The organism is candidate division WOR-3 bacterium (genome assembly GCA_011052815.1).
In the GTDB taxonomy this organism is placed as follows: Bacteria; Hydrothermota; Tepidihabitantia; order SM23-42; family SM23-42; genus DRIG01.
This window is the reverse complement of sequence record DRIG01000098.1, coordinates 1-19,901: the sequence shown is the minus strand read 5'-3', so window position 1 is coordinate 19,901 and position 19,901 is coordinate 1. Positions and strand designations below refer to the sequence as shown.

Below are 19,901 nucleotides of genomic sequence, written 5' to 3'. Positions count from 1 at the left end.
CGTCTTCGTCTGTTTCAAAAGTCCCACGATATCCGCTGTAGGACCGGGCGCCTTTTCAATAATCTGGGACAGATAATATCCCAATCCATCATGGGTCATTCCCCTGACAACAGGAACATTCAGCTTCGGCACATCACAGAATTTATAGGTATTATTCGGTTTGGTGAATATCGCCTCGGCTAAATCCTTCCCCACCTTGTTCTTATCGATATCAATACCGAGCGTGAATTCGATATCACCGATATGATAACCGCCGAGTCGGGCATGCATAATACCCGGGATAATCTCCTCTTCACTGGCATTCTTATAATAAGTAACACCCTGGACCAAACTTGATGAACAATTTCCTACACCGATTATTGCAACTCTAATTTTAGCCATCAAACCTCCTTATCTTTATATGCCTAATTGTACATTTTTTTGACAAAAAGTCAACGATTCCGTAAACCCCGGAAAACCGAGAACCCGCCTTGTTTTCGTATGATATTAATAAAGCTTTACAACCTTTTTAATGCTGGTTTTCTCACCATCTGTGAATTTAACGAAATATACACCACTGGCGGCCGGTCGGCCCAGGGCATCATCGCCGTACCAGACTATCCGGGTACATGTTTTATCAGAGATATAAATTCTTTTAACGACTCTGCCGGCGACGTCGTAGATTTTAAGTTCAGCATGTTTACCCCGAAAATCAGAATTTAAATAGATATTCAATGATCGCGAAAATGGGGTAGGATACAACTCAAAATCAAAGTCGCTTTTCTGTCTTTCTGTAAGTTCATAATGACCGGTATAGTAGCCTGACTTATAGGTACCGGAATTATAGGGATCATAATGAAAGCGGGGCCAGTCAAAAGAGGAAGAAGGAAGGTCAAAAACATGGAATAAAAGGTCATAACAGCTTATCATCAACTCGAGAGTTCCATCAGAGTCGATATCGTAAACTGCCGGTGAAGAATTTATCCGACTGCCGAGTCTGATCGGAAATCCGGCTGTCGAATTCGCCATCTGGTTATAGGCATAAACATTCCATTCAGTGCTGCCGCACAATAATTCTGTATCATCATCGCCGTCGATATCCGCAATGACCGGAGGATAAGCATCGTGCCCCCGCTTCGGAAATCCCGGTAAAAGAACTCCGGTGGAATCCAGAACAAGAACTCCTGCATCAAGCCCGTCATTATAACAGAATATGATCTCCGGGTTGCCGTCCCTGTCGATATCACCAAATGCCGGGCAGAGCTCATTGTAATCGGCTAACACCTGATACTGCCATATAATATCACCATTACAGTCCACCAGATTGAGCTTATTGGAAGGATTCCCCGAATAAAAACATATCTCCCTTTTTCTGTCACCCGATACATCTCCGATGACGACAGAATACTCCTGGGATGGTTCAATCGCTACGGGAAACGGTGGGAAATAATTACCGTATCGATCCCAGACAAAAAGGGAATCGGTCTCTTTGCCGCCGCAGCAGATGATCTCAAACGTGCCGTCGCGGTCAAGATCCCCCACAGCCGGCGTACCTCTGAGACTTCCGTATAAAGCCTTCAGCAAGCCGGTCTGTGGCTCATAAACACCGGTACCGTCGTAATGGAAAGCGTACAGGTAAGCGGGAAAAGCGGAAACCGCGAATATTTCAAGGGTGCCGTCCTGATCGATGTCTGCAAGGACCGGCGAAGAAACAAGCCCGTTGCCGTTCAAAGACCTCGGCCAGCCAGGAAGCACCGTCGCCTGGCTGTCCACTGGATTATAACTTATCACATAAAGATTATCACTGCTTCTCATAATTCCGAATACGATATCGATCAGACCATCCTGATTGACGTCGCCGAGTGCCGGCGATGACCAGATATGTTCTGAACCCGCATCAAATATCACCGGAGTGCTGCCGTTGAGCGACGAACCATCACAGTGCCAGGCATAAATATCGCCGTCGAGTCCGGCAACGACGATTTCAAGACCGGGATAAAACGGATCAAGATCGGCGAAATTCGGAGAAGAAAATTGACACCAGTAGACTGTTTGAGGCCATCCGTCGGCGTATCGCGGATTTAACGCACCACAAACCGTATCCGAAGAGGAACCTTCATTCATTGATGAATCAACAGCCCGTACAAAATAGTAATATTCCAGTCCTGTTTGGACATTGAAATCTTCATAACAAGATGTCGTTTCCAATCGATTGCCGATGAAATCATAGGGACCACCCTGTGATAATGACCTGAAAATACGATAGCCTGCCGCGTTTGAAATCGGCTTCCACTTGAGTGCGATTTTATCCTTGCCACCGATAGTCTCAAGGGAATCGATCGGTTCAGGGGTTTTCAATATTATATCACGATTGATGACCTCTTGTTGTCTCCGGTATATTCTGAGGTTCAGACGTACTTCGCAGGATGGATAAATGCGGTGTACCGTAAACACGTCAGGGGTCGAACCCACCACCTGATTACTTCCGATATCAGGAAAGACCACGGTACTGTCAAGCACTATGACAGAATCAGAATTAGAACTTATAAAACCGTAAACAGAATCCGCCTCGCAATGACCATAGTTCGCAACATATGGAATAATGGTCACCCTGTCGTTTGCTTCGATAAATTCCTGTTTAAAATGTTCTAATTGTGGAGCCAGACCTACCAATTGAAAACTATCACTGTTCATCCCGCTGATATAGGTAATGAGAAGTTCGAAATCAAATTCATATTCATCCGGCATTGAATCGGATATCACAAAATAGAAAGGTGAGATGTTTTGGGCTGTTTCTCCGGCGGCGATATCAGAGATTGAACTCGTATCATTTAAAATAGTAAACAAACTGTCATCACAGCATAATCGAACGCTGACACCGGTCGCTGTGTTCCCTCCGTTGTTTTTGAAATCGACATAAAGATAAATTTCTTCACCGGGATTTACAACACCGTTGCCATTTGAAAGGGTGTCTATGATCGTACAACCGTCATATACCAGATAAGGAACAGCCGGTGCGACGTAAACAGAATCAATAAGAGGGATATAACCATCAATCAACAGAGTGTATTTCAAATAACCGGGCGTCTCGGTCTTCACCCGGCATCTCAAGGTGATCGGGTCTATCACATCTCTGATAAATGTCTCGCCCTCTTTATAAAAAATCACTTCAATATGGTCGGGAACAACGGCAGGGTCAAAAGAGAAATGTAAAGTATCATCTCCCACCTGCAGGGTCTCCGGGCTGACCGTGACGCCGGTTAAATGTACTGGAGAAGTATTCCATAGTACGACCGTGGGGTCACCCAACAGGGAGATGGAAAATTGATGAACCCGACTCCAGTTATTGTTCTGGGCGTTTCCGATATAAGGAATCTTTGCGTATGCCAATGCCCGGCCCAGGGCAGTATGCAGGTACCAGGTGCTGTCATCATTAAAAAGTCCGTCACAAAGGACCTTCATATATTCTTTATGAAGACTACCTTCACTGGAGCTCGTCGGTCCGATATACGCCAGCCCCCCTCCTTGAGGATTCAGCACCCAGTGTTCTCCGAGGCAATCCGATTGAAAGGGATTCGTATAACAGGTGACCACAAACATCAATCCATAAAAGGGGGCGTTTACAAGACTGTCAAAATAGAAATTGTTTATGAAAGTCCTCGGCCAGCAGTAATGGATACACATTGTATTGACATCGCCGTGTCCGATTCCTACAACAACCCCGGCACCGGCTTTTACGGAATCTTTGAGTGATTCTGAAGTAAGATTTCCCAGGGTTTCATCAAGAAATGACTTGGTGAAATGAACGGGCAGATGCTCAGCGAGTTCATAGGCATACGGAAGACCGGGCCAGTTGGTTTCGAGGTTTGAGCTGAAAAACAATGCCTTTGTCTGATAGTCGACGGCGGAAGGGAAAAAATAATTATGCAATTTATTCAGATATGCAGCAACTTCATCCGGCGAAGTCGTCGGTAATCTTCCTACAAAAAGGTCCGGATATAAATCAACAGAATCAGCCACTTCTCCGAATTTTTCATCACCATCAAAGTTCCAATTTCCATCCAGGTCTGAAAAGTAGAGGTCGGAAGCAATGGGCAGTAAGAGTGACGAATAGATGACCGCTCGGTCGATCCAGATAAAACGCGTCGGTATCAAATCAGTATCTCCACCCAGAAGGATGAAACTTACTCCCCACTGGATAAGGGCGTCTTTGATAAAATTTCGGATTTTTTCTGCATCATCCACACCATTGTAATGCTGGCGGATCCATGATACCTTCTTGACTACACCGTTGATGCCCAGCAGTTTTTTGAAACGGAGGAATGCTTCAAAGGATGCCGCCTGGTTGTCATCGGTGATAACCACCAGGTCAACCGGTGCCCCTGATAATGACGGAAACTCTGTGGCTGGTATATCATCTTTATTTTCTTCGACAACGGTCAAAGGACGGAAATCTGCATTATGGATATGTTCCTTGTTCAATACCAGGTCCTCAACGAACTTTTCTGAAACCGATCTTCCCAGAGGAGTAACCCTTTTAGGCGCGATTCCTGCAGGATGGTAATCAGTCTTCACATTAAGGCTTAATTTCTTAAGTACATAAAGTTTTCTTTTATGAGGCGAATACTTAAAAGGAGCGATCGTCACCTGACAGATTCGATAACCTCTGAGTGAACCACAGCTGGATAACACAACCGGGCTGTCTGGGAAAAATTCTGAAGAACCATAAATTTGAGGATCCGGAGGAGTAAAAACAGAAGTCGTCTCGATCGAAGAATAAACCTGAACAGGAAAAATAAAGAATTCACCGGGTAATTCTTCCCATTCCTCATCAATGATTTCTATCTCGGAAAGAACCTGATCCCTGGGAATAAGATAGTTGCATACAAAGGCGGTGATTTCCGGAGCGCCCGGCGTAAAAGGTGATATAGTGTACCTATCCTTAAGAATAATATGCTCAAAACCGTCCACCTCTTCAATTCTATAGTTGAGGTCATCGAGTGGAATATCGACGAGCATACCATATAAGGTCGAGATAAATAAACCGCTGATAAAAAGATATCTCATATTCTCTATATTTATTTAATTATATAAGCGGGATAAGGATTGTCAAGGAATAATTGGAGGTTTATCTGTTGACATATCAGGGGATTTAAATATAATTCTTCTATGAACAAACTGATATTGAGAAGGGCAATTACTAAAGGGCTGTTGTTTACTGCCTTACTTCTCTCATACCCGCTGTTCTATGCCCAGCCAGCAGGAACAAACACCCCGGCCACTGCTCCTGAAATGAGTGGACTCGAAAAACCGATCGTCTCTGATGAATATATTCTAATGCCGGGTGACAGTCTTCTTGTCACAATCACGGGAGCGACGAACTACTCTTATATCACCGGCGTCACCTATGAAGGAAAACTTACAATCAACGTACCGGTATCATCGATACCGACGACCCAGGGAATGTATATCCCCCGATATGATATCGTCGCCGCTGTCCCCGTCTATAATCTCACTTTAAAGAGTGCCAAGGATTCGCTGAAGCGCGTTTTCCAGAAGTATTTCAGAAATATCAATGTGGATATCACGCTGCTCGGTATGCGTAGATTCACTGTCTACGTGGTGGGAGAGGTCAATAGGCCAGGGCAGGTCTTTGCCTGGCCGGTCGACCGTGTATCAAGGGTCATTGAAAGAGCCGGTGGAATCACCACTCTGGGTTCCCGCTCCAAAATCAAAGTGCTGCGTAAGGGGAAATTACATCAAATCGCAAACCTTGAAGAATTCGAAAAGACCGGTAATACCAAGGTCAATCCCTATGTACAGGATGGAGATTTAATCATCGTCTCAAAGATGGGGAAATCAGTCATTGTCAAAGGAGCGGTCTTCGGAAAAAGAGGTTATGAACTCCGGGTTTCCGAACTCACTGCCGCAAGAGAAAGGACAAGTGAAGGACTCTACGAACTCAACGAAGGTGAACGTGTTTCAGAATTAATTACAAAAGCCGGTGGAACTACTCCCTGGGCAGACCTGGAACATGCATATATCGAACGAGAAGGAGAAAGAATCCCGGTCAACCTTACAAAGGTTTTAGCCGATGAAATAAGTGAGGAGAATATAGAACTCTCTGACGGCGATGTGCTCGTCATACCCTCGGTCAATGCAATCGTATATGTCCAGGGGCAGGTCGTTAATCCCGGACCGCTGACCTATCAACCGAATCTAAAGGCAAGCGACTATATCGGACTCGCTGGTGGTCCCCTGGGCGATGCTTATATGGGTGGAGCGTACATCCAGCGGGGAAAAAAGAAGATATTCATTAAAAAGGATCCGGTGGTTGAACAGGGAGACCGCATCTATGTCCCCCGACAAATCTTTAAATTCTGGCAGGATTATATAGAAATCGGTTCAGTGTTTGCCTCTTTTCTGATCTCTTATTTAACCCTGAGAGCCGCCTCGCAATAATTTAATCCCTATCGATTAAAGAACAGAACGGATGGCTCTGGCAAGGTCTAAAGCACATCCATATCGACCGATCGGAATAATATAGAAACCGTTTATATGTTCCTTTAATATTTTTACATTTTCCAACAGCATCTCCGTCTCATTCCGCTCTTCGATGTTATTTATGTAGTCATAAGGAATTCCCAGAAATTTCATCAACGAAAATGCCCTTTTTTTGGAATGAAGAAAAGAAAGACCGGCGATCACCTTAACATCTTTGTGCCTCATACGGAATTCTTTCAGTATCTTCAGAAAATTGACCGGATCAAATATGGGCTGAGTAAAAAAAACCTCGGCACCAGCCTCGCATTTCGCCGCTGCTTTGATGAATTCCCCATGGATATTCGGCACATTAGGATTAAAACTTGTACATAAACAAAAATCGACCGCGGGGATCGCCTTTCGTGATGAAGTTATACCTTGTTTCAACCCCTTTGCGATACAGATAAGTCTGGAAGAGTTCAATTCAAAAGCACTCCTCCCCCTGACCGGGTTGTCGCCGGTGACGCAAAGAATATTCTCAATTCCCAGGGCCGCTGCACCGAGCAGATGACTTTCAAATGCGAGTGAGGTATAATGGCGCGCCACAAAATGCGGAATCGTTTCAATACCTGTTTTCTCCTGGATTAAATGGGCACAGCAGAGTGCATCCGGCCGTAATTTCCCGAGGGGATTGGATGGAATGTTCAAAGCATCAATATAATCCTGCAGCGGAGTGATCTCTTTATACAAACCGCTGATAGGACCTGAAACAGGTAAAAGAATCTCTACGGTAATTATCTTTCTGCTCTGAAGTTTCTCACTAATCATCCGGTGTTAAATACCTATCTTATCTGTTTCAATAATTTCAATCCATCCAGAACATTACTCGCTGCACCGTATGCGCCGATCTTCCTTGCATACTCATCACTGACATTCGGCCCCCCTATAATAACCTTGACGTTCAAACCGGTTTTACGGAGTTCTCTGACAACAACCTCCATCTCTCCCATCGTCGTCGTCAAGAGAGCGCTTAAACCGACGGCGATCGGCCGGTATTTCTCAACCGCTTTGATGATCTTGTCCGCTGCAACATCTTTTCCCAGATCAACAACTTCATAACCGGCTGACTCAAAGATCATCAAAGCAATATTCTTTCCGATATCATGAATATCACCCTTAACAGTGGCTAAAATGACCCTCGCCTTCTTCTTTTTCTTGGGAAGGTAGGCTTTTATAACATCCAGTGCGGCTTTTGCCGCCTCTGCAGATTTAAGAAGGTCGGGGATAAAGTATTCTCCTTTTTCATAATATTCACCGACGACCTTCAGGCTCTTTGAGATATAGTGGTCGATTAAATCCCGGGCGCTTCTGCCTGAGGCAAGCAGCTTTTCCGCCAGAACTGGACTGGCTTCGACATCCCCTTTGATGATGGCATCGCTCAGAGAAAATGATTCAAGGCTCTTTGAAAGACCGACCTTGGTTTTTGCTGCAATAACCTTATCTTTATCCATCTTACTCCGTTCAATGAATCCGGTAATATCTCCTTTGAATAAAGCCTTTGCAGCGGAAATAGACCCCATAACAATCCGATCCAGAGGGTTTACTATGAGAAAGGTCACACCCGCCTTAATCGCTGCTGCAGCCAATACACCATTCAGATGTGAGCGTTCAGGGAGTCCGAAAGAGACATTGGAGATACCGAGGATCGTCTTCAATCCTTTTTTATGAAGTGTTGCTACACATCTTAAAGTGTACTCTATTTGAAGCCGATCAGTCGCCGCAGCAAAGACCAGTGGATCGAAGATTAAATCCTCTTTCGGAAACCCGATGGTCTGAGCGACCTTTAATGCAAGGACGACATTCGCCATCCGTTCTTCAAAGGTTTCAGGAATCTTCTTTCCGATCAGTGATATAACCGCCTTAAAGCCGAATTCTTTTATCATGGGCAGCCACTTTTTCAACTCACCGACACGCGCTGGAACCGAATTATAGATACCCACACCGGGGTAAAAAGACAATATCCGCTTTGCTGCGGAAAAATTCTGGGTATCGATCGACAGCGGCAGGTGTGAATTCTTTAATATTTCAAAAACGGCACGCTCCATTGTCTCTTCTTCATTGAGTGTAACAACAAAAGCGTTGACGTCGAGGATTTCAGCGCCGGCGGCTTCCTGTGCCTCAGCATCCTCACCATAGCTCGAATAATTTCCGCTGCACAATTCTCTTTTCAATCGCTTTCGGCCAGAAGGGTTCAACCTTTCTCCGATGACGACCGGTGAAGAACCATCGACCTTCAAAATTCTTTGCGGTGAGGCGAGGATGAATACTTTGCTCCTGCCCTTCGTGCATCTGTGCACCTGTCTGCTCTTGCGACTGAGATATTTTATATAGGAAGGCGTCGTCCCACAGCAGCCTCCGATGACGCCCGCACCGGCTTTTAGAAATCTGCTGTAGTACCGGGCGACATCCCGATCAGACAGAGTGTGGTGCACCCTATTCTTTTCCATCCTTATCCTTCCGGCATTCGGTTTGGCGATCAACGGCAACCCCACAACTCCCTTCATTCTGGAAATCGCATCGAGAATGATATCAGGTAGAGAACAATTTATTCCGACGGCGCGCGCGCCCAGTGCCTCAAAAGTCACGGCTATCGTTTCAGGAAGCTCACCCATTAATGTCCGCCCGTTGTCCTGCAGTGAAAAAGAAACAAACACATCATCGGAAAATTTACGGGCGGCGTGGAAAGCCGCCTTTGCTTCGATGATCGAGGTGAAAGTCTCAAGAAGAAATATTTTTACACCCGCCTTACTGAGGATCCTGATTATACTATAAAATACCCTGTAAGCTTCGTCAAAACTGAAATCACCATAAGGTTTGATGAGCTCTCCAAGCGGCCCGACATCACCGATTACGAACGCTCGTTTTCCAGCGGCACGTTTCGCTATCATAACTCCTTTCTTGATAACCCTGTTCAGAGATTTTGATTCGATGTTCATCGGATTGGCGCTGAATGTATTGGTCAAAATAGCATCAGCACCGGCGTCGACATATGCCTTCTGGATGTTGAATACCGCTTCAGGATTTCTTATATTCAACGCACTCGGAGATTCACCGGGCATCAATCCTTTGTCAAGCAGATTTGTACCCGTGGCGCCGTCAAGGAGTAAAATCTTTCTTTTCAATATATTCTTCAATCCACCGCGCATGGTCTATTCTATCTGAATCTATTATTTAGTCAATAAGCATCATCGACAGTATCACAAATCACCCAGGTGCCGACAGCGGCTCCCAGTACATCCTTTGCACTTCCTTTATTACAGGCAATTTCATAATAACCGACACTCCCTTTAATACATATAGCTTCTTCGGGTTCTCCTTCTTCGTAAAAATTCTTTACGGAGATCTCTTTTCCTTCACAATATACTCTATTGAATTTAACACTATTCGGAATATTCGTAATGAGGTTTCCGAAATGATCGATATAAACCACCTCGCCGATGATTCTTTCGTTTTCTCGTCTGTAAACCGGAAAAGGAATCTTTTTACAGCCGTCTGTCTTTCTTCCAAATGTATCCGGTCTTCGACCCAGGGACAGCCGCGCCGCTGCAGGTGCGAATATATCGCGTCCGTGAAAAGTTACACTCGTCTCCTCCTCTACTTCAATTACATAAATCTTTGAGTCATCTTTATAAATATAAGAAAACACTCCGTTATCAGGACCTACAAAATAGTACCCTTCTGATTCAACAATAAGAGGTTTTCTGTCGCCGCCCACACCCGGATCGACAACCACAAGGTGAACGGTCCCTTTCGGAAAATTACGGTACACAGACTTAAGAACAAATGCCGCTGAAAGAATATCATGCGGCTTAATACCATGGGTAATATCCACAATCACAGCATCTTTAGTTATCCTGTATATTTCACCTTTTACTGCGGCGACAAACCAATCCCGCCCGCCGAAATCAGAAATAAATGTAATCATCGTAATGGTCTCTGACCAAAATCCTTTTTCCGGTGACTATCTTTTCAATACGTTTATACCACGACTTCGGCAGGGTCTGACTCGCGGTGAGCCCGCCGCGCAGAATCAAAGGAGCGATACTTGAACTATAGAGCGTTTTGTCGGATTTCTGTAGTAAAATAATTATAATCAAAAAGATGAAACAGATGATAAAACCTTTTACCGCTCCCAATATCCCTCCCAGAATTCTGTCGAATATACCGAGGGGAGTTATATGAATCAATTTCGAAATAATCCTGCCGATTATCACCACGATTACGAGAGAAATAAAGAAAACCAGAAAGAATGCGATGAACCTCGGAATACCCAGACAACCACTGAAATTAAGCGCCAGCAGATAGCCTATGACGATCCCGAGGATATCAAAAATACTTTTTACCAATCCTCTGATAATACCGTGTAATATCAATGCGAGCATTATTATAACAATCAAAATGTCAATCCATGTCATGACGAATTATTATAAACAGGTTTTTCCATAAGTCAATTATCTTCTATGCTTTTTCCCGTCAGTAAAATCATTGACAAAATTAAATATATCGTTATAATGAGAATAACATAATGACCAAAGATAATAACCGCAATGCATCCCACCCACTGGATAATTTTATCAAATTGCACCATAAATCGGTATTCAAAAACATCGCTTCTGCGGTCGTCGTTGTCGATACAAAAGGTGTTATCAAATACATCAACAAATACGTAGAGAAATTCTTCCATTATCACGTTGAAGAGCTCCTCGGTAAAAGATTTCTCAAAATCGTCGCTCCTGCTTTCCGTAAAAAAGTATCAAAGGTGTTCAAACAACTGTCGAACGGTAAAAACATCAAACCGTACGAACTGGGGTTCATTGATAAAAATGGAGAAATTCTTTATGCCAAAGTAAGCGCCGCTACGTTAAGAGAAAAAGGTAAAGTCATAGGAGTCCTGGGTTTTGCAACCGACATCACCGAACACAAAAAAGATATCGAACATCTGTCCAAAATAATAAAAGAACTGAGTCTTCTCTACAATATAGGCAAAGAATTAACCTCGACGATCAACATCGACCTTCTTTTTTCCAAAATTCTGATATATCTCAGCGAAACATTCGGCTATGAAAGAGTGGGTATCTTGATGCTCGACGAAAAGCAAAAAGAATTGCGCATAAAGGCGACGACGAGACCCTTTACCAACCGGAAGCAGAACAAAAAAATTAAATTAGGAGAAGGAATCACCGGTTATGTTGCAAAGACCGGCCGTCCCTGTTTGATCAATGAAGTAAGCAAGGAAAAACGTTATTTATTACTCGACAGCAGAACAAAATCAGAAATCACAGTTCCCTTAAAATTAGGCGAAAAAATCCTCGGTGTAATAAACGTCGAAAGTTACAAAGCCAATGCATTCGATAAAGACGACATAAGAACATTAACTTTAATCGCGAATCAAGCGGCAATAGCGATCGAGAACAGCAGGTTGTATAAATCACTTGAAGAAAGTTACCTTGACACGATCAAGGCGCTTGTTTCTGCAATGGAAGCGAAAGACCATTATACACGGGGGCACTCCGAGAGAGTAAGAAAATATGCACTGCGGATAGCAAAGGTCTTGAAATTGAGTGATCGACAGATGAGGGAACTCAATTACGCCGGTTATCTACATGACATCGGTAAGATCGGCATAAAGGATACGATACTGAGTAAAGTGGAACCCCTTACCGACGCTGAATTCGCCCTCATAAAAAAGCATCCGGATATCGGAAATAATATACTCAAAGATGTAAAACATCTGACAACCACCTGTGAAATAATAAAATCCGAGCATGAGCGTTATGACGGCAACGGCTATCCCAACGGTTTGAAAAAAGATCAGATACCGATAGGTGCACGGATCATAGCAGTAGCCGATGCATATGACGCCATGACAACAGATCGACCGTATCGTAAAGCCATATCAACAAAAAAAGCAATACAGATTTTAAAAAAAGAATCAGGTAAACAATTCGATCCAAAAGTGGTGAAGGCGTTCTTAAAAGTCATAAAAAACAAAAAATAATCCACAGGTCACAGATATTGACCTCCCCTGAAATTTAGCTACAATTGTATTATGGAAGAAAATAGAATAATCGAAGAAATAAAAAAATTAACCGAAGGTTATAAGGGAGAGGATGATACATATAAAAGATTGAACTGGCTCAAAAACCTCATTGAATCATACAAACGTTACCTGCCGTCAAGGGTGGTAGAAAAGATAGAACTCGACCCCCTGGCGAAAAAAGTCGAAGGTGAAAGAAGAAATATCACCGTCGCGTTCGCCGACCTGTCGGGATTCACGGCTTTATCCGAAACAATGGATCCTGAAGATATCGCCAACATCATCAATGATTTCTTTACGCGTATGTTGAAGATCGTTTTTAAATATGAAGGGAGTGTGGACAAATTCCTCGGTGACGCCCTGATGGTTCTTTTCGGAGCTCCGGTCGCCCATCATGACGATCCGGAACGGGCGGTGCGTGCCGCCCTCGAAATGCAGCAGGAAATGAAAAAGTTTAATGAAGAAAAAAAGTTTAAACAACCCCTGTCAATGAGTATCGGCATCAATACAGGCCACGCAGTAGCTCTCAACGTCGGTTCTGATGAAAGGATGGAATATACGGTCATCGGCGATACAGTGAACCTTTCGGCAAGGCTCGAAAAAGTGGCGCAGGCCGATGAAATCATAATCAGTAATTACACTTATCAATATATCGCGGATGTGGTCGACGCCGAAAAGAGACCCTCGGTGAAAGTAAAAGGAAAGAAAAAACCCATCCAGATATATCTGGTAAAAGGTATGAACGAACACTATCGACTGCCCGATATAATAAAATTAAAGCTTGTGGGTCGAAGGCAGGAGCTCGAAACAATCCAGAGTGTAATTAACAAGGTAAAAGCAGAAAAAGGTATGATCATCGGTATCGTCGGCGACCCTGGTGCCGGCAAAACAAGATTGGGGGTCGAATCTCTTCTCTTATCGCAGAAAAACGGGTTCACCGTGTTGAATGCAAGGTGTATGTCATATCGAATCGATGAACCTTTCTCAGCCGTCCTTGATATTTTAAACGGATATTTTAATATCAAAAAAGAAACAAAAGAAGAAGAAAAAAAATTATTAATAAGTTTAAAACTGAAAAATCTGGGGATGGAACTTGATGAAACACTCCCCTATATCTGCACGCTCTACGGCATACGATTTTCCCAGATTGAAAAAATTCCGCCCGAGGAACTAAAGAAAAGAATATTTGCGGTCATCAAAAAAATAATATATCGTGAATCGGAAAATACACCGCTTGCCCTTAGAATTGAAGATCTGCAGTGGAGCGACCCGACCAGTAATGAGCTGTTCGACTGTCTAATAGCCGATATGAATACTGTTCCTCTTCTTTTGATCTTCGAGTATCGTTCTGATTACGCCTTTCCCTGGCTCCGCCTGAAAAACTGCACAACCATCTCCCTGAACAATTTTCCGAAAGAAGAAACCGAAGAGTATATAAAAAGGCTCCTCGATATCACAGAGATTGAACCCGGCTTAACTGACAGCGTTTATGAAAAATCACAGGGAAACCCGCTGTTCACCCAGGAAATAATAAAATTTCTCCTTAAAAAAGGCGGAATACGCCGTCACAAAGGCAGAGTTTATGCGACAAACCGATTCAGGAAACTGGACATCGCAGAATCGATCTCCGGAGTGATCCTTGACCAAATCGACCGTATGAGCGAAGCGGAAAGGCGTGTACTCCAGTACGCCTCGATTCTGGGCAAAACTTTCAAACCGTCGTTCCTTTCCAAAATCCTGGATATTCCGGAATCCGAACTACAGCCTGAACTCGATAGTCTGGAACATTTCGAAGGAATTCTCACTTCCCATATTGAAACAGATGGGAAAAGTTATGAATTCATATCTCCGACGACTTATGAGGTGGTTTACGGCTCGTTGTTGAAAAAAAGGAGAAAAGAACTTCACAGCCGGATAGGAAAGATACTTGAAGAATTATTCTCAGATAGACTACATGAATATCTTGAAGAACTCGCCTACCATTTTGTGAAATCGACTGATGAAGAAAAAGGAATCGAATATTCAAAATCAGCGGCTGAAAAATCTTATCGTTTATATGCATTGAAAGAAGCGGTTAATTTCTTCAGACAGGCGCTGGAATTACTGAATAAAAAAGATCTCAACGAAAAAGAGATGAAGGATAAACTGGAAATCTTAAGAAGACAGGGGTGGGTATTCAAACTGCTGGCAAATATGAATGAGGCGCTTCTGGCTCAGAAACGTTCCCTGCGTTTAGCTCACAAAATGGGGTCATTGAAAGACGAAGCCGGTGCCTGTTTGAACATCGGCATTATCTATCAGGAAATGGGGGTTCCAAAAAAAGGATTGAGTTACTGGACACGGGCGAGACGGACGGCGAAGAAGATCGGCGATAAACGGATCGAAGTATTGGCGCTCAATAATCTGGGCAACTACTATCTCCATGCCGGTGATTATGGAAAAGCACTGGATTATTTCGTGAATGCTGAAGAATTAAGCAGCGAAATGAACGATAAAAAGGCTATGGCATTGGCAAATTCAAATATCGGAGAACTTCTCGAGAGAAAAGGTGACTTACCAAAAGCCCTTGACTATTATAATAAAGCCTGTGATTTATTTGAAAAAATAGGAGAAAAAGAAAACATCACACGCTGTCTGAATCAAATGGGGTTGATAAATCTCTGGCTCGGAAATATGGACAGTGCCATGAAAAAACTCGATAATGCCCGGGAACTTGCTTCTGAGATCGGAGATAAAGTTGTGGAATCGCTGGCTCTCGGTAATATCGGACTTGCCTATGCCCAGATGTGGCGGCTTGATAAAGCCTTTGAGAAATTTTCCGAAGCCCTGACAATCGCAAAAATAACCGGGGAACCCCAGCAGAATATGTTTATGAACAACAATATCGGAGATGTATATCAATATCAGGGTAGAATAAAAGAAGCCTTTGATTATCATAAGAATGCGATAGAAATCGCCGAAGCCATTCAGGATCCACTCAACGAGGCGATCGCGCGGAGGTCCTTCGGCTGGGACTGGTTCTATACAGGTGACTATAAATCCGCACTTGAACAATTTCACAAAAGCAGAGAAATTTTTAACAAAATCGGAGATCAAAGGAACAGCGTGATTTCAACGATTGCAGTCGCAGCAGTTGAAAATAAGATCGGCCTTTACGACGAAGTTGAAAATAAAGTTAATAATATCGAAAAGAAAGCACGTGCAATCAATGATCTTGAAATTCTTACACTCGTACTGGAGCTGAAATTGGAATTCTTGACCGCTCAGCAAAGATACAAAGATATGAAGACGGTCTTTGAAGAGTTACCCGACCTCTGCCGTAAAATTGGGAACAAAAGACTTTATGCCTGGACATTCGGAAGATTGGCCCGAATCATGGTCCTTAAAAAAGAATTCGATCGGGTCGATGAAAACATTCAGAAAAGCATCAGCCTTTCGGCGGAGCTCGGCGACAGAATTCTCCAACTTTACAACAGCCTGACAAATGCCCAACTCACCATCCATAAAGAAAATTATCCGGAGACCCTCAACATACTGATGAAAACAACCGACCAGGCACGCAACTGCGGTGCCCGTGAATATCTCGCCGCCGGCCTATGGTTGACCGCCGAGGTCTTCAAAAAATTGGGGAAAATCCAGGAGGAAGAAAAATACCGCTCGGAATATGAAAGAATAATATCTCCACTTGCAGAACATTTCGAAGAACCGCAAAAAACTTCAATTCGGGAAAAACTCGAAGTGAAAATCTAAAAAAGGATTTTACCGCAGGTAGATCATCTTTTCAAACACAGAATGATCAGCCGCCTCAAGTTCACAGAAATAAACACCTCCGCTCATCCGATGCCCTGCCTCATCACACCCGTTCCAGGTGACTCTCATCATAGTATCTGGAGCAGAAGAACTGAGTTCAAATCTTTTCACCAATCTTCCCGTTGCATCGAAGATTTTCAAAATTATCTCCTCGGACTTCAAGCGACCGGGACTGAAGTAAATATCAACCCCTCTGGTAAATGGATTCGGCACTACGGATAAGTCCTTTTCACCGTGACTTAGACCGGTGAATAATTCAGATTCATCAACTCCCACGACACTGACTGTATACCTGGGCACCATATCAGCGCCCAGATGCGACCACTGGTAATACTGGGTTATTGTACCGATTCCGGTTGGATTAAAGATCGGATAGATATGGGTTCGGCTGTTATCTGTCTCTGATTGAACGGTAACGACAAGTTTAAAGGGGTTGGAGGTATTATAACCGAGGTCTGAAAACGGTATGCTTATCTCGGTATATTCGTAATTGTGAACCACATTATCCTCGGAATAAGCTCCGTGAAAAGTTATCGGAGTCCAGGCGTCGCGGCCCCTCTGCTTGCCGGTACATTGATAGAGATAAACCGTATTATAGGTCTCAAGTATGAAACAGTAATCGGGTCGGAATTCTCCGCTTGCCGCATTGAAAGGAGCGCAATTCGTCGTGGTACCGTTATATGGATATGTACTGTCCGCTCCCACGCCGTTTGTAATATCAAAATAGATGAGCAGGTCTCCGGAACCGACGAAACTCTGGCCGATAAAACCGATGTAAAAACTATCATCATCCCACGTGACGAAGAGTGAATCTTCAGGGTTCGAAATATGGACGTCCAGGAACTCGTATCTAATCGAAAAATCCTTCACATAATTATTGGCGATAAGAATATTATGGGGTGTAATCGAATCACCCGCTACAACCGCCCTCGGCTCAGCACCGAGTGCATCCCACAGTCCGGATTCATCACTTACCTTAAGGGCAAAGATAAGGGTGTCGAGCGGCGGCAAACCATACAGCGTCTGGGTCACCCAAACTCCCACGGCGCTGTCTTTGGTATTCCATTCCTGATAATATTCTTCCACAGAATCGTTGAACGCGGTTTCCGAGGTGATCTTCTGACGACTGAATTTCAGCTTATAATCTCCCTCAGCCGACTCGGTCAGGCTGTCATCTGACACCACCTGCCATTCGATAACCACCCTGCCCTCTGAAGATCCTATATAGGCATGTAAGGTGGTGATCGGCTCGGGTTGACAGTTCAACCCCAGAAATCCGAGGCACCGACGATAATATTCCGCGTACGTATTTGGATGTCTGGTGCTCGTTATCCCGGTGGGAATAAAACTGTTGTATATAGTGTTTCCCTGTGGCGTACGCATCCCGCCTTTCCAGTAATTACCCCAGCAGACTGCACGGCCCGCCATCCAGTCGGTGACTCCGCTGCTCTGCAGCAGCAACCTACCGCCGTTATATGCCGCTATTGAATCAACATAATTGTCAACCGGTTCTTTATAATCATATTTCAATGTCTCGTTTTCAGCAAACTGACCCGCCACGCCGTACAGGGTATCCACATTACCCGACCCGTAAGGAGCACCATCTCCAAGATACTCTGCGTGATAAAGACTGAATAATGCTGTACCTTTGTACATATATCCGAAATCATTACCATCCACCATCGTCGGCTTACCCGTATCTCCGGGAGTCGACGGTTCAATATAATCAACAAGTGCATCCTGATCATCCTGGGAAATAGTCCCTGCAGTAGCCAATCCCGTGCGATAACCCAGATCAAGAAATATTGCATCGTATTCAGACAGAGCCCTGAACCCCTGTCTGTAAGGCAGGGTATCCTCTGAAACAATAAAATATTGACCATTGGTATTCAGTTCCATAAGTTGATCGATAATCGCCGAATCCAAATCAATATATACGGATTCGGCTTCGGCAATCGGATCTTCATTCCAACCCGGTGTCGCCGGGTCATCATAATTTTCATCATCAAAATACCAGCATTTACGACCACCGACATTTGTATCCGGGTCTACGGGCACAAGCGGAATATCACCGGTTATCGAATCAATACCAGTTGCACCCTGGCTGCTGAGAGTGAAATTTCTCAGGAAAACATCGTCGTAATCACTGTACACCCGGCTTGCCCATACAATACTCAAATTTTCGCCGTAACGACCCGCAACATCCGGGTACATCTGATCAGCTGTATTATTATGAGGAACTCGGTGTGGTTCTTTCAGACCATAACCGTTTACCCAGGCGCGGTAATAAACATCATAATCACTTCCTCTTTTGTCATGCCACACAACGACAAAAGAACCGTCAGCAAACAATGCTACGTGAGGATAAAGTTCATCCACTCCGGAAATTTCCGATATAACCATCTCCGAACCGATGAATTCAAAGGTATCAGGCAGGACGACGAACCGCTGGGCATAGATATCCGCATCTCCAGAGCGGTAATCCTCCCACACCACGACCATATATCCGTTTTCATTAATCGCCACATCAGGTGAACGTTCATCCCGGCTGTCCCCGGCCAAATGGCTGAGCTTCTGTCGTGGTACAAGAATCGCACCGTTTCGGTTACAATACTGACCATAGATCGAACATTGAGTACCGTCACTACTGTAATCTTCATAAACAATAAGGGCTCCTGAGTCATTATACGCAACCCGGGAAACAGGAACAGCAAAATCAATTGAATCCCGTTGACGAACAGTATTGAATCTCTGTTCCACCCCGTTTTCATCGTAAAATTTACAAAGAATCGCCGGCATCTGACTTGTTGTATAGCTGGTCCAGGAGATTGCAAACCAGCCGTAATAACGGCTGGAAACCGCCGGAAACTTTTGAGAACTTTCAGCTTCATAAACAAGAAACGGTTCCATGCCATATAATGCACAATATATTTTAGCTGGTTTCTGAGGTTGATAACTTGAATCCTCCCACACCACGATACAACCGTTCTGCGGGTTGGAACTGACATCAGTATGTACCTGCTGGAACCTGTTGAAATCATCCTGACTCACCATAAAATTCGGAACAGGAAGTACTCCGTTCCAGAAGTAACGCTGACGAAAAATATCATAATCCCCCCAGCGTGAATCCTGCCATGCGGCGAATCCGCCGTTACTACCCCCGCCTATTATTCCGACGGCGGGCATTGTTTGAATCGACTCCCCTCGATCATTATCCCAGATAAATATCGTATCCACATCCCAACTGCCGAACAAAACCGCCGGTATGGAAATAAATATCAAGATAAAAAACAGATGTTTCACCATAAAACCTCCTCATAAAAAAACAACGTTAACGCCTTCCTTTGTCTTTATAAATAATTATAAACATATATTATAATATGTCAAGAACGATAAACTCTGCATCCACTGCTTCTCCCTTTCCCTGTTTCTCCCCGTTATTCTAAGCACATTCACTCTGTTCAGTGTAAACTCCGCGAAGAATCTCCCATTCTCCGTTTCTCCGTTTCACCATTTCCCCTTTTCCCTCTTG

Annotated in this window: 10 protein-coding genes; 3 read left to right on the top strand and 7 right to left on the bottom strand. The window is 44.0% G+C overall.

Features of this window, described 5'->3' with window-relative positions; all coding sequences use genetic code 11:
- Both ENI34_09620 and ENI34_09615 read right to left on the bottom strand, forming a co-directional pair.
- On the bottom strand, positions 1–381 hold a 381-nt coding region (locus ENI34_09620), incomplete at its 3' end, for an inositol-3-phosphate synthase (protein ID HEC79376.1).
- Between the two features lie 105 nt (positions 382–486).
- Entirely contained in the window at positions 487–5,046 is a 4,560-nt protein-coding gene (locus tag ENI34_09615) for a T9SS type A sorting domain-containing protein (protein ID HEC79375.1), read from the bottom strand.
- 102 nt (positions 5,047–5,148) lie between these two features.
- Here ENI34_09615 and ENI34_09610 point away from each other — a divergent pair, with 102 nt between their 5' ends.
- Entirely contained in the window at positions 5,149–6,441 is a 1,293-nt protein-coding gene (locus ENI34_09610; protein ID HEC79374.1) for a hypothetical protein, read from the top strand.
- Between the two features lie 15 nt (positions 6,442–6,456).
- On the opposite strand, the gene ENI34_09605 is transcribed toward ENI34_09610, so the two are convergent.
- Genes ENI34_09605 through ENI34_09590 form a run of 4 tightly spaced genes read right to left on the bottom strand, consistent with a single transcriptional unit; the run spans position 6,457 to position 10,937 of the window.
- Positions 6,457–7,290: a hypothetical protein gene (locus ENI34_09605; protein HEC79373.1), complete on the bottom strand. Its 834-nt coding sequence runs from the start codon at positions 7,288–7,290 to the stop codon at positions 6,457–6,459.
- Positions 7,291–7,304: 14 nt separating this feature from the next.
- Complete coding sequence (locus ENI34_09600; protein HEC79372.1) at positions 7,305–9,668, bottom strand: hypothetical protein; 2,364 nt, start codon at positions 9,666–9,668, stop codon at positions 7,305–7,307.
- Positions 9,669–9,697: 29 nt separating this feature from the next.
- Positions 9,698–10,447: a hypothetical protein gene (locus ENI34_09595; GenBank protein HEC79371.1), complete on the bottom strand. Its 750-nt coding sequence runs from the start codon at positions 10,445–10,447 to the stop codon at positions 9,698–9,700.
- Positions 10,428–10,937: a CvpA family protein gene (locus tag ENI34_09590; protein ID HEC79370.1), complete on the bottom strand. Its 510-nt coding sequence runs from the start codon at positions 10,935–10,937 to the stop codon at positions 10,428–10,430. Before ENI34_09590 ends, ENI34_09595 begins: the two co-directional genes overlap by 20 nt.
- 110 nt (positions 10,938–11,047) lie before the next feature.
- Between ENI34_09590 and ENI34_09585 the strand changes: the two genes are divergently transcribed.
- Together ENI34_09585 and ENI34_09580 are read left to right on the top strand one after the other, a co-directional pair.
- A complete protein-coding gene (locus tag ENI34_09585; GenBank protein HEC79369.1) occupies positions 11,048–12,520 on the top strand; it encodes a PAS domain S-box protein in 1,473 nt (490 codons plus the stop codon).
- Between the two features lie 51 nt (positions 12,521–12,571).
- Positions 12,572–16,309, top strand: coding sequence for a tetratricopeptide repeat protein (locus tag ENI34_09580; GenBank protein HEC79368.1), 3,738 nt, complete (start codon positions 12,572–12,574; stop codon positions 16,307–16,309).
- Between the two features lie 9 nt (positions 16,310–16,318).
- Here the strand turns inward: ENI34_09580 and ENI34_09575 are convergent, their stop codons facing one another.
- Positions 16,319–19,675, bottom strand: coding sequence for a hypothetical protein (locus tag ENI34_09575; GenBank protein HEC79367.1), 3,357 nt, complete (start codon positions 19,673–19,675; stop codon positions 16,319–16,321).
- Between the last annotated feature and the right edge of the window lie 226 nt (positions 19,676–19,901).